The organism is Thermococcus sp. 4557 (genome assembly GCF_000221185.1).
Lineage (GTDB): Archaea > Methanobacteriota_B > Thermococci > Thermococcales > Thermococcaceae > Thermococcus.
In genome coordinates this window covers 1,570,694-1,583,075 of the sequence record NC_015865.1, presented here as the reverse complement: position 1 = coordinate 1,583,075, position 12,382 = coordinate 1,570,694, and the positions used below count along the sequence as shown (strand labels likewise).

Sequence of the window (12,382 nt, the reverse complement as noted above, 5' to 3'; positions counted from 1 at the left end):
CTCAGATGTTGAAGAAGCCGCCACCCTTCACCTTGATGCCGGCCGCTTTGAAGGCCTCCTTGATCTTCTTCACGCTCATTGACCCGGGGTTGGCCTTGAACTTGATGTTTTTGCGCCCCTTTATCTCCAGCTCGTCCATCTTTCCGCCATCGTAGTCCCCGGTTTTGAGCTTGACCTCCCTGATGTCAGCCATCGGGATGACGAAGTTCTCCTCCGACTCCTCCAGTATCTCGCTCGGCTCCATCTCGTAGTACCTCTCGCTGTAGCCGGAGGCGACGCCAGCCAGGTAGCCGGTGATGCCGCTGGCCTCCTCCTTTCCCTTTGCTATCGTTTCCTTCGTGATGTGGGCCGCTATGACTCTCTCATTCGTTATCACGAGGTTGACCGCCGCCGAGCTCAGAAAACCCTTCTTGTAAGACACGTTGGGCACGATGTAAAGTACATTCTCCATAGGAACCATCTCCAGACTCAGAAAGGGCGAAAGAACCGTCCTCCTAAATCACCTAAGGCGCCATCACTTATATACCCACCGCCCAACGGGCGTATATAACTACAAGGGAGGCGTCTACTTCGGCTACCGTGGCAGGAGACGGAAGAGGAAAGGATGGAGCGCAATAATCCTGGAATTCAGCAGTATGGAAATGAAAATAGAAGGAGAGGAGCCCTAAGAGAGCTTCTCGATCTCCCAGGTTTCAGCTGTTGAAGGACGCTATCTCTTCCCCCTCGGGGTTCAGCACGTAGATGACCACGTTTCCACCAAGTTCTTGAGACAGTTCCGACGCCATCCCCCTGTAGGCGTTTTCGGCGTCTCCAATCTCGTCGGCGCTCTCGAAGGAGCTCATGGCGCTTATCCTGTAGGGATTGCTCCCGTCGATGAAGATGTCCCACGGACCGCTTCCGGCGAAGGAAACCGCATAGTCGAGAACCTTCTGGGCATCATCTACACTAACGCCGGAGTACCAGACGGTTATGCCGTTCGACTCGATGTAGGCGTACTTGCTCTCCGCCGAGAAGACCTCCTTTTCATCGCCGTTCAGGAGTTTCAGCGTAAGTTTTGCCCCGTTAAAAACGTCCTGCGACATTTTCGACGCCATTACCTTCACGTAGAAAGCCGTTCTCCCGTCGATGTCGCTTGCACTGGCGTAGGGGGTCGTCACCTTGACCGTGTAGGAATCCCCGCTCTTAGAGACGTAAACGTCCGTTTCCCCGTTTATCTGAAAGTTGTCCCCCACGAAGCTCAGGACCGCTTTGGCCTGCGAGAGGGATACGTCGCCGGAGTAGTGCACCGTTACCTCGTTTATCGTGAGGGTCTTCTCCGTTTTCACGTTCGTGTCCGGGTTTTCACAGCCGGCCGCGATGGCCAAGAGGGCCACCGCAAACAGGGCAAAGACGAGTTTTTTCATTTTTCCACCTCACTTTTCCACGAGTCTGTAAATCTCGATTTTAACCTCGTACGAATCAACCCCGACGGGGGCCTTGTAGTCCACCCTCACCTGGAACGGCACGCTGGAGCCGTAGATTAAACTGTCCGTCTCGGACTCGGTCAGGACGTTGCCGCTCTCGTCTCCCCCCACAAGAACCCGGTCGTAGGCGTTGAGTAGTAGTACTGGATGCCGTAGACCGCTATGGCACCGATGAGCACGAGCAGGACGAGGCCTACGATGAGCTTCTTGAGTAGCCCCACATCATCACCTCCTTCTGGTTATTGCAACTACCAGCAGCACGAGCAGGGCAATTATCCCGGGCCCGCAGGTCACGTCAACCGAAAACCCATCGTCCGTGCCCGTTTCCCCGCCGCTGGAGCCGCCGGATGATCCTGAGCTCGTAAAGCCGGGGCTTTCAGACGTGGCAGTTGGTGAGTTGGAGGACGTGGCGGGGCCTGTCGAGGTCCCGGTAGCCTCGGACGAGCCAGTCTGGTTGCAGACGTCCTTAACGTGGAAGTACTCGCTTGGATGGTCGTAAACCCAGACACTGGGCTTTCCGATCCTGTACCATTCCCCGGTCGGGAGGTCGTCGAACTCGAAAGCCTCCCCAAACTCACCCTCCGAGTAGAAGGGCGCCTTCACGAACTTTACATCATCCTTCCCCAGCTCCACGAAGTTGGGAACCCAAGGGGTCAGCTCTCCTCCCTCCTCAACATGGTGGACATCGCAGCCGGCGAACTCCATGTTCGGGCCGAGTTTCAGGAGCCTGTCCGGGACGAGGAAGATGGCGAAGCCGTCCCCAGCGCGGGCTATGTAGTGGCCGTGGGGCTGAACGTCGTAGTAGACCCTGAGGATCTCACCGGAGGGGGACATCTTGACGAGCGGGTCGAAGAGAACGTAGTTACCATCGTCTGCGAGGGCAAAGCTCGCAGGAGATTGTCCCTTGTAGAGAGTAGTGTTCCAGAAGCCACTCCAGAGGATGTTCCCCTTTTTATCGAGCTTCATCCAGACCGAGGCCCCCCCGTCATACTTCCCTGGGAGGCCGTTGGTATAGATCCACCCGTCGGGAACACTGTAGAGCATGGGCCTTCCACCGGAGAGGCTGTTGAATCCGCCCATCTTCCAGAGCTCGCCGCCATCGATGGCCTGCTTGTACTCCCTGACCCATCTCAGGTTTCCCGTCTCGGGGTCTATGCCTATGAACCCGAGGTCCGGGCCTCCGTCGGAGGAGAAGGCTATCACGACTTCACTTCCGTCGGAACCCACGGCCCAAACGTATTCGTGGATGCCTTCCCTTCCGTAGATGTGGACCCACTCGAGGTTCCCGGAGGAGTCGAACTTTATCGCCCCAACGTCGAGGCGGGGGGCTATGTGGTCAGTATCGTAGGGGTCGTCCGGATCCTTGTGGTGCATGTGCGCGTAAACCGGAGCCAGCACGATGGCCCCGTCGTCAGTAGGTTGAAGCCTGATGCCCCCATAGCCACCGTTGGAGTTCTTGAAGGCCCTGGCCCAGACCGGGTTCCCCGAGAAGTCGAACTTGACCAGCGTGAACAGCGGGTCTCCCCGCACCCAGTCACTCGGGGCCGAAACGTTGAGGACGCCGTTCGTCATCAAAACGACGTAGATACCGTCCCTCCCCACGCCGATGTCCTGTATGACTTGGAACTGCCCGGAGGGAAGGTTTAGGGGGAGTTTCTGGCTGAGGCTGAAGTTCTTCATCCAGAGCACTTCACCCATCGGCGAGAGGTGCACCAGAACGGCCAGCCCCGCCCCGTGGCTTCCGAGAAGGTAGTAATCCCCGGAGGTTCCTGGAATGAAGGATACGGGGTTGTAAACACCGTCGAGCTCCATCTTATCCCGCTGAACGTTGTAGATGACCTCCCAGGCGCTGGAAGAGCTAGCAAGGGGCAAAAAGAGGCCCACAACAAGGAGAAAGGCAACAAAGATGGGGAATTTTTTCATTTTTCACATCTCCTCACGATTTTCTTATTTCAACAACTCTTATCCCCTTCGCGAACTCCTCGGGCGAGAGCTCCCCAGAGTCTTCAGAGAAAACATTCGAGTTTTCCGGGGCGGTGGTCAAGGAGTTCACCGAAACCCTCACTGTGCTGTTGGGTATACCCTCCAGACACATGTCGAGCAGAACCGGGGCGAGTCCCTCGAGGTCACAGACGTTCGTTTCCTTGAGGTACCCGACCTCGCCGTAAGCGTAGTAGTGGTCATCCACCAGGGCCGCGTAGGTGTGCTTGATCGAAATGAATCCGGTACCGTCGAAGTATCTCTTCTCGTAAACTTCCCCGAGGTCGGCGCAGTTCGATCCCGCATTGAACTTGTACTGGCAGGAGTGGGTTTCCTCCACCTCACCGCTCCAGAAGCATATCAGGCCGAATGATTCCGCCTTCTCTTTGGTCACAGATGGCAGTCGATCCGGAAACTGGGGAGCGGAAACTGGAAAGGCCAGTAGATGCATAACGCCCAAGACCATGGCCATTACCTTAAGCACCACGTTCACCTCCGAACAAGTCCCCAAAGCCACTTCACGAGCAGGAAGAGAAGCAGGGCTGTCCCAATGAGAAGGAGAAGCCCGAGGAGCGGGCCGAGAACGTTGAAGCCCGTGAGGGGTTCGGAGGGCATGCGCTCACTTCCGGGCAAAACCCATCTCGCGGAAAAGAAAAGCGGGACAGGGTCTGGCTTTGTAACAAATTACGCATTCCTGGATAATAAGACTTTCGGAAAAGAAAATTCGAGTGAAAGTAAAGTCAAACTAGTGATTCTCAGACCGAAGATCCTTCGCCAAATCGGCCAGTTTCCTTGCCCGCTCCGGAGAAACTTCGTTCTCGACCCTTCCTTCCCGCTTGATCCACGTGCCCACTATGAAGGCATCGGCATACTCCCAGAGCTCCGGGAGGTTGTCGTAGGAGGTGCCCGAACCCACCACCACCGGCACAGGGGAGATTCTCTTTGCGAGGGCTAGCTTTTCCACATCGACGGGCTTTCCTGTTGCTCTCCCACTGACGACGATTGCATCGGCAAGGCCGCGCTCGACGGTGTCCCTTATCGCGTCCTCGAAGTCGAAGAAGTGAACCGCGTGCTTGACGTGTACATCCGCGAAGACCTTTATTTTGCTCGGGAGGAGCTTTCTGAGCCTAGCAAGCTCGTGGGCGATGCCCTCTATGATGCCCTGGTCTGTGTAAGCCACACCGCTCAGCACGTTCACCCTTATGAAGTCCGCCTTCACCGCGTAGGCAATGGAATAGGCGGCAATTCCATCGTTGCGGAGGACGTTTATCCCGAGGGGAAGGTCAACCTCGTCGCGGATTGCCTTGGCGACCGCCGTGAAGGCCGCGACGGTCGTCTTGTCCACGTACTTCGGGAAGGGAACGTCGCCGAAGTTCTCGACCATTATAGCATCAAAACCCGCTTTTTCCAGCGTCCTCGCGTCCCGTAGGGCAGCCTGGATAACCTCGTCAAGGTTCCTGCCGTAGAGGTAGGAACCGGGGAGGGGTTTCAGGTGAACCATGCCTATGAGGGGCTTCCTTTCGAACTCCATAACACCACCAATCCAAGGACGACCCGCCGATAGTTAAGGGTTTTGGGCAGGGATGTCCAACATAATACATTAATGCAAAGCCTTATATAACCCGCGGTTGAAGTAAGGAACATCATGGTGAGGCGGAAATACATCGCCTTTCTCACGCTAACACTGCTCTCCCTCCTCCTTGTCTCCGTCGTGCTTGGACCAGCCCTCATCGAAGCCCCGCCCGGAACCAAGAGCATCGAGGAGATACTCTCCCCAAAGCTTCCGCCCGGGAACGAGACCAACGAAACCGGGCCGCCGGTCGAGGCTCCGGCTTCGCATCACTTCGTTCTCCTCGTAACGGGCGCGGCCCACACCCACTACCTCCGACTCAACGTGTACACCGACTACACCGACGGGAGGTGGACGACGGGAAACGCCACAGTGATTCCGGGCAACGTCATCGCCCCCCCGGAGATAAAAGTCCCCCACCACACCGAGAGGGACAGGGTAACCGTTGTCTCGTTTCTTCCCCTCAGCGGGAACCTCTTCACCCCCCTCTACACGACCCGCGTTGACGGTGCCGGGGCAGAGGCTATTCCCGAGTACAACCTCTTCAGAACCTCCCTGAACGTGACAGCCTACTCATTCTCCGCGGTGGGTTACACCTTTGATATGCCCTACCTGGTCAACCTCACCGCGGGAAATCAGACGGTGTATCTCTCGGCCCCCAACGACACCAGGCTGGTGACCCTGGCGGAGAGCATAACGATGGGAGCACGCTCTGACTACTGGAAAGCGCTCAGTATAGTCAGGTACCTGGCCAGCAACTACAGGCACGTGGAAAACGTGACTCCCCCCGAGGGGGCTGACAGGCTGACGTGGTTTCTGTTTGAATCAAAGGCAGGGAGTTCCTACGACTTCGCCTCCGCCTTCGTGGTTCTGGCCAGGCTGAACGGCCTTCCCGCGAGGCTCGTCGAGGGGGTTTACATCGATGCAGTCCCCCAGACCCAGGTCGTGACCGAAAAGAACAGGCACTTCTGGGCGGAGGTTTACTTCAAGGATGCGGGCTGGCTGGTCTTCGACCCCCTGCACCCCACGGATCAGAACGTGTACCTGCCCTTCGAACTGGAGGCACCCGGGGTTCTGATGCCCCTGGAGCCCGGTTCATCAGGAACGGTTACGATAAAGTTCGAGCGGGTCGCGAGCGGGGCAAACGCGAGCGTTGCCGTGGACGTTCCAGCCATCGGGAGGATAGCGCTCATCGGGGAGCCGGGGATATACAACCTGACGGTGGGCCCCTTTGAGGAGCCAGGCTACTATCCGGTCATGGTCAGGGCAACGGATAGGGAAGGAAACTCGCTGACCAGGATCGTCCCTGTGACTGTCCCGGGAAACGTGAGCGCCCTTCCCGACCCGGTCACGGCGTACCTGCGCAAGAACGATGCGCTTACCGTTGAGCTCACCGTGCCCGGCACCGGGGAGGTGGGCCTCAAAACGGAATCCCCGCTGGTGGATTCCTGGTTCTCCATCGAAACCCTGCGGAACGAGACCCGGATGTACGTCAGGCTAATCCCACCCGACGACTACCCCAACGGCTGGCACATCGAGAACCTCACCGTCACGCGGGGAGCGGACGAATACAAAATCCACCTCCCGGTTTTCGTAGTGGAGCGAACCGAAATCAAAGCTGAGGTACCCGGAGCGGTGACCGCGGGGGATTCTTTCGTTATAAACGGAACCGTGGAGGGCAGCGCCACGGGCGAACGGCCGCGCCGGGGAAGTGTGGCTGCGTTCATAAACGACGGGGAAAGGGACGTCCTGATAGGCTACGCAAACGCATCCAACGGAACCTTCGCGCTCCCCGTTAAAATCCCGGCGTACCTCTCCCCAGGGACGAAGCAGGTCTTCGTATACTACCTCACTCCCCTCGGATATCCTTACCTCCCCTCCGGGGCCACGTTCACGGTCGAAGTCAGGGGACTGGCCAGATTCTCGATGCCAGGGCTGATACTGGCCAGGCCCGGCAACGTCACGGTCATCGGCAGCCTCCTCAGCGGGGCGGGGGGGCCAATAGCCAATGCCAGCATCGAATACTACCTCGATGGAAGGCCCCTCGGGGAGACCCCCACCCTCACGGACGGCAGGTTCTCCCTGGTTCTCCAGCTCCCCACGATTGAGAGTCACGTGCTGACCGTGAGGTATCCAGGAAGTCCAGATTACTCCCCGTCCGCCATGAACGTCACGGTGGCGACGGTTGAGCTGAAGGTTCCGGAGAGGATAACCGGAGAAATCGGGGAGCCCATCAGAATCGGCGGAAAGGTCGCTGGAATTGAGGATGCGGCCCTGCAGGCCTACGTGTTTCCGGGGAAGACCTATCCGATAGACGTGACCAACGGAAGCTTTGAGCTGACGATCGAACCCTTCCAGACGGTGGGGGAAAGGTCAGTGGAATTCCGCCACGGTACCAGAACCCTTGGGAGAACGACGGTGGTGGTTCTTTCACCGGTGGAAATAGAGCTCCTGACGCCGAGGGTGGAGGGCGAAAAAACCGCGGCGCTGAGGTTCAGGGTCGTTGATTCCTCCGACAATCCGGTGAGCGGGGTTTACCTCAACGTCAGCGTGGACGGCTTCGCGATGCGGGTAATGACCAACGGCTCTGGAATAGCCACGCTCGAGGTTCCCGTGCCGGAGAAGGAAACCAACGCAACTGTGGTCGTTGATTTTGACGGCTCATCCTACTACCTGCCCGCGAGCGGGAGGTTCCACGTAGTGATATCCAGAAAACGGGGAATCCCATGGACCTACATCGCCATAGCTCTGGTTATCGGCGCACTGATAGTCAGATACCGTCTCGTGAGAAGAGAACCCGAGAAAAAGAGGGCGGAGAAGGTTCTGAAGATTATCTTCAACAACGGTATTCCCGTATTCCGGGAGGGGGAAACGGTGGAGCTGAGCATCGAGTGCGAGGGAAAGGCGGAGCTTTACGTTGATGGAAAGCTTGTAGGACGGGGCAGGGACTTTACCCTGACCATGAAAGGTGGGGAACACACCATAGAGGCACGCTGCGGGGAGCTCATCGAACGTGCGACCGTGAGGATAGTGCCCCGCTACGACGACGCCGTGGTCGATTACTACGAGAGGTGCTTCCTGCCGTGGGCCAGAGGGGCCGGCCTGAACGTCGAGGGAATGACCCCCAGGGAGATAGCCGCGGCGCTGACGGACATGATGTACCCCTGGGAGCCCCTGGATACCCTGACGGAGGTCTTCGAGAGGGCCAAGTACAGCACGGTCGAGGTGTCGCGGGGGGAGTTCATCAGATTTTACCGCTCGCTCCTCGAGCTGGTTGGAGGTGGCTGCATTGTTTAAGCTCAACTGGGGAAGGATAGGCATTTACTTCGGGGCGGTTGCCCTCATCTACGCCCTTTCACCATGGGCGGAGCCCCTCAGCGCCATCAAGGGGCCCGCGGTAATTTTAGCGCTGTTCATGGCGGCGCGTGAGGTGGCGAAGGGACTGGGAAGGGAGCTCCTCGCCGGGCTTCTCGTGCCGCTCGGCCTCTCGGCCGCGGCCCTTCTCATCCCGATCCCGGAGTGGCGCATCCCGCTGGCCCTGATTTCATTCGGCGCTGGGGTCGCACTAACCGCGCCGAATCTGGAGGAGCGGGCCAGGGTCGTTAGGGGGGTTGGGGTCTTCCTGGCACTCTACGGTCTGTCCAGAACGCCCCAGCTGATGGCCTACGGAAGCGTCTTCAGCTACGCCGGGGCCGCGTTCCTGCTCGGCTACGCCGCCTCAGAACTCGTCGAGAGGTACCCCTGGGTGGAGGTCATCGAGAGGAACCTGCTTGGAATAGGTACCCTCGGCGGCGTTTTGGGCCTTTACGTTTCCGTCAGAGGGGAACTCAGCGAGAGCCATCCGGAGCTGGTCTTCTACGGGGAGTGGCTGGTGCTCGTCCTGGGGGTCTTTCTGGCCGGATCGATGGTGTACTCCCACGTGGCGGGGCATGACCCGGAGCGCTACCTCCTCGAGCAGTGGCGGAGGCACGAGGCAAAAACGCTGGAGAGGCTGGGTCCCGAGATGATGGAGGCTAGAAAAGCAGTTGAAGATTTCGTCGTGCGCGGCAGGAGGGGACCGCTGGTGGCGTTCGTGACCTATTACGGTGCGAGGCTCTTCGGGGACAGGGAGGAGTTCGGAGCGCTCATCTCGAAGGTGGCGGACTACGAGGGAAAAAAGGTCTCCCCCCTCATGCCGCTCTGGATAAGGCGGCGCTATGAGAGGGCCGAGCTCGAGAGGAGAAAGAGGATTGTGGAGGAAGTTTTTGAAGGATTGAGGGACCTGATGGGGTGGAAGCCATGACCGAGATTGAGGAAGCCTCCAAGAAGCTTGAAGAGATTGTGGAGAGAATTTCAACCGTCTACATCGGCAACGAGGAAGTCATAAGGAAGACCCTGGCGGCGGCTCTCGTCAACGGGAACGTCCTCTTTGAGGACTACCCCGGCCTGGGGAAGACACTCCTGGCCAAAGCCTTTGGGAGGGTCCTGGGCCTGAAATACACCCGCGTTCAGTTCACCCCGGACCTGCTTCCCGCGGACATACTGGGAACGAAGGTGTGGCGCCAGAACCTTGGAACGTTCGAGCTCATAAAGGGACCGATCTTCACCCACGTCCTTCTGGCGGACGAAATCAACCGCGCTCCACCAAAGACCCAGTCCGCTCTGCTCGAGGCGATGGAGGAGCGGCAGGTGACCATAGAGGGTGAGACCTTCCCCCTGGAGCGGCCGTTCTTCGTCATCGCAACACAGAACCCGATAGAGTTCGAGGGAACATACCCCCTCCCCGAGGCCCAGCTCGACAGGTTCCTCCTCAGGCTGCGCGTGGGCTATCCCAAGAGCCTGGAAGATGAGATGGCGATCCTCGAAGCGCGTTTGAGCTGGAGAAAGGACGACCCAACCGCCGACATGGAACCTATGATCGACAGGGAGACGTTCGTAAGAATCCAGGACCTCGTGGAGGAGAGAATTTTCACCAGCAGGGACATCGTGAGGTACATCTCGGAGCTCGTGAGGAACGCCCGGGCGGATTCCCGGGTGGAGGCCGGCCCGAGCCCCAGGGGCGGAATCGCGTTGATGAAGGTGGCAAAGGCAAACGCCCTTCTGGAGGGCAGGGACTACGTTCTCCCGGACGACGTCAAGGCCTTCGCCATCGATGCCCTGGCCCACAGGGTCGTCATCAGGGCGGAGTACTCCTTCGAGGGCATCAGGGGCGAGGACGTCATAATGGAAGCCCTGGAAAAGACCCCCGTTCCCAAAGGGGTGGAAGGAAGATGAGGAAGAACCTGACGGGCTACCTCCTGTGGGCACTCCTCCTGGGGACGCTTTTTCTCTCCCCGGGGATGATAGGCCTGGCCACGGTGCCCCTATCAATCCTGGCCCTGGGAACGCTGATCGAACCGCCGAAGGGCATAACAGTGGTGAGAAGGATATCCCGGAGGGAGGTGCGGCTCGGCGAGGAGGTCGAGGTCAGGGTGCACGTCACGGTCGAACGCGGCATGGGCATAGTGGTCGTCAGGGACCCCCTGCCTGGGAGCGTGGCGCTGACGGGGGGCAGCAGCGTCGGGGTGTTCTTCAAGGGGCCCAGGCTACTGCGGGTTGAATACACGTACAGGATAAAGCCCGTCCTCAGGGGCGTTTACACCCTGCCCAGGAGCGAGGTGACCACAAGGAGTCCCCTTGGGACCCGCTATCTCTGGGGGCTCTACGGGGAGGAGCTGAGGATAAGGGCCGTTCCCAGGGTGCTGAGAGAGGTATCGGTGATTGAAACCCGGAGAAAGGCCAGGATAAGCGTTCCGGAGACGAGCTACTCCATAAGGGGGCCCATCTCAACGGATTTCAAGGAGATAAGGAGCTACCAGACGGGGGATCCAATGAAGCTCATAAACTGGAAGGCAACGGCGAGGATGGGGGAGGTGCTCGTCAACGAGTTCGAGAGGGAAGGAAAGAAGACCGTGCTCTTCATTGTGGACGCCCGGGAGGCGATGAAGATAGGAAAGGAGAGCGAGAGCCCCTACGAGCACGCCATGAACCTCGTGGCCTCCATGGCCCACCGCTTCCTGAGAAAGGATTACCACGTGGGGCTCTATCTGCTGGGAGCGGGAAAGTTCATTCCACCTGCCACAGGGCCCAGACAGCTCCACGAAATCGTTAGAGCCATGATGAGCTTTGAGAGGGTCCAAACCGGGGAGGAAAGGCTCGACGACGCGGTGGAGAGGCTGAGGAGGATACTCATCCAGTACACCCCCCTTGTGGTCTACGTCTCCAACATCCTGGAGGGAACGTGGGCCGAGACGAGGAGGGGACTGCTCACCGTGAGGGCCATGGGGCGGGGCAGGACGAGGCCCATGGTGATAGACATCTCGGTCTATCCGACCCTCGACCCGGGGACAGGGACGCTGATGGAGATGGAGAAGAGGGCGATAATGGAGGACCTGGAGAAAACCGGAGCCTACGTCGTCCGCTGGCTGCCCGGCGAGGAGGAAACCGGCAGGATAGTAACCAGGCTTCTGGGGGAGATAAGATGAGCCTCACCCTCGCAAAATTCGCGGTTGTTCTTCCCGCGGCGGCCCTGACCGCGCTGGCGTATTCCAGCGTCGCCGGGGTGAGCGGCTACGCACTTCCCGCCGCGCTCGCGGCTATCCTGCTGGGGGTCTTTCTATCCAGCGGCTCTGCCAGCAGGGCCGTCTCCCTCTCGATGACCCTCTACGCGGCCCCGTACGCTATCGGGGCGTCGCAGTTCCTGCCCGTGGCATTTCCCGAAGCCTACCGGAACCTGGGGGAGGCAATACTGGCCAGCCCGTACTTCTCATCGGTGCTCCCGATATTCGCCCTCGTCGCCCTGGGAATCACCGCGGACTACGTGGAGACCGCCGAGGAGTGGGAGGGCGTTCTTAATGAGCTGGGCGGGGGGGAAGTTGGGAAGAAGACACTGCTCTACGGCCTTCTCTTCCTGCTGGCTGCGTTCGTTCTCTCCCTGGCGGTCTTCTGGCTGGGCGGCCGCCTGGGAATCTCGGCGGCCGGCTCTCTGCTGCCGCTGATTCTCCTCACGGTGGGGCTGGTCGTCGCATACTCCTCCATCGAAAGCGGGGACCACAGGAGGGTGGTCGTTGCAGTGGAAACCCCCCCGTTCAACGGGAGCGTGGTTATCCAGACCTCAAAAAGGACGCTGACCCTGCCGGTGAGCCGCTCCATGGGCTTCGAGTGGGAGACCGTGAGACTGGAGGCCGAAACGGGGGAGAGACCAAGGAGGGTCCTCCTCAGAACGGGAGAAAGGGAAGAAGTCCTGAGCCCCCTTATTGAAAGCGTCGACCAGGGGACCCTCTTCCTGCTCTACCGGGTGGAAAAAGAGAAGGTTAATATACACCGAGGACGAAGAATAAGGAGGTGAGAG

Annotated in this window: 13 protein-coding genes; 5 read left to right on the top strand and 8 right to left on the bottom strand. The window is 59.1% G+C overall.

Annotated elements, in window-relative coordinates; translation table 11 throughout:
* Position 1: 1 nt before the first annotated feature.
* The 8 genes from GQS_RS08320 to GQS_RS08295 form a co-directional block, all read right to left on the bottom strand.
* On the bottom strand, positions 2-451 hold the full coding sequence (locus GQS_RS08320) for a hypothetical protein (protein ID WP_014013243.1): 450 nt from the start codon (positions 449-451) through the stop codon (positions 2-4).
* Between the two features lie 241 nt (positions 452-692).
* On the bottom strand, positions 693-1,403 hold the full coding sequence (locus GQS_RS08315) for a hypothetical protein (protein ID WP_014013242.1): 711 nt from the start codon (positions 1,401-1,403) through the stop codon (positions 693-695).
* Positions 1,404-1,412: 9 nt separating this feature from the next.
* Positions 1,413-1,574 (bottom strand): hypothetical protein, encoded by a 162-nt coding sequence (locus tag GQS_RS11080; RefSeq protein ID WP_238515744.1) that lies wholly within the window; start codon positions 1,572-1,574, stop codon positions 1,413-1,415.
* A complete protein-coding gene (locus GQS_RS11075; RefSeq protein ID WP_014013241.1) occupies positions 1,544-1,684 on the bottom strand; it encodes a hypothetical protein in 141 nt (46 codons plus the stop codon). The genes GQS_RS11080 and GQS_RS11075 overlap by 31 nt, the downstream gene beginning before the upstream one ends.
* 4 nt (positions 1,685-1,688) lie before the next feature.
* Positions 1,689-3,386, bottom strand: coding sequence for a CGP-CTERM sorting domain-containing protein (locus GQS_RS08305; RefSeq protein WP_048056557.1), 1,698 nt, complete (start codon positions 3,384-3,386; stop codon positions 1,689-1,691).
* Between the two features lie 13 nt (positions 3,387-3,399).
* Positions 3,400-3,927: a hypothetical protein gene (locus GQS_RS08300; protein ID WP_014013239.1), complete on the bottom strand. Its 528-nt coding sequence runs from the start codon at positions 3,925-3,927 to the stop codon at positions 3,400-3,402.
* A gap of 5 nt (positions 3,928-3,932) precedes the next feature.
* Complete coding sequence (locus GQS_RS11125) at positions 3,933-4,058, bottom strand: hypothetical protein (RefSeq protein ID WP_014013238.1); 126 nt, start codon at positions 4,056-4,058, stop codon at positions 3,933-3,935.
* A 130-nt stretch (positions 4,059-4,188) separates the two neighbouring features.
* On the bottom strand, positions 4,189-4,974 hold the full coding sequence (locus GQS_RS08295) for a BtpA/SgcQ family protein (RefSeq protein ID WP_014013237.1): 786 nt from the start codon (positions 4,972-4,974) through the stop codon (positions 4,189-4,191).
* Positions 4,975-5,088: 114 nt separating this feature from the next.
* On the opposite strand from GQS_RS08295, the gene GQS_RS08290 reads away from it, so the two are divergent.
* The 5 genes from GQS_RS08290 to GQS_RS08270 are packed head-to-tail and all read left to right on the top strand — an operon-like array spanning position 5,089 to position 12,379.
* Positions 5,089-8,310 (top strand): transglutaminase domain-containing protein, encoded by a 3,222-nt coding sequence (locus GQS_RS08290; RefSeq protein ID WP_014013236.1) that lies wholly within the window; start codon positions 5,089-5,091, stop codon positions 8,308-8,310.
* On the top strand, positions 8,294-9,295 hold the full coding sequence (locus GQS_RS08285) for a hypothetical protein (protein WP_238515742.1): 1,002 nt from the start codon (positions 8,294-8,296) through the stop codon (positions 9,293-9,295). Before GQS_RS08290 ends, GQS_RS08285 begins: the two co-directional genes overlap by 17 nt.
* On the top strand, positions 9,292-10,266 hold the full coding sequence (locus tag GQS_RS08280; protein WP_014013234.1) for a MoxR family ATPase: 975 nt from the start codon (positions 9,292-9,294) through the stop codon (positions 10,264-10,266). The genes GQS_RS08285 and GQS_RS08280 overlap by 4 nt, the downstream gene beginning before the upstream one ends.
* Positions 10,263-11,516 carry a DUF58 domain-containing protein gene (locus GQS_RS08275; protein WP_014013233.1) on the top strand — a complete coding sequence of 418 codons (1,254 nt, stop codon included), beginning with the start codon at positions 10,263-10,265 and terminating at the stop codon, positions 11,514-11,516. Before GQS_RS08280 ends, GQS_RS08275 begins: the two co-directional genes overlap by 4 nt.
* Complete coding sequence (locus tag GQS_RS08270; protein WP_014013232.1) at positions 11,513-12,379, top strand: hypothetical protein; 867 nt, start codon at positions 11,513-11,515, stop codon at positions 12,377-12,379. The genes GQS_RS08275 and GQS_RS08270 overlap by 4 nt, the downstream gene beginning before the upstream one ends.
* Positions 12,380-12,382: the final 3 nt, after the last annotated feature.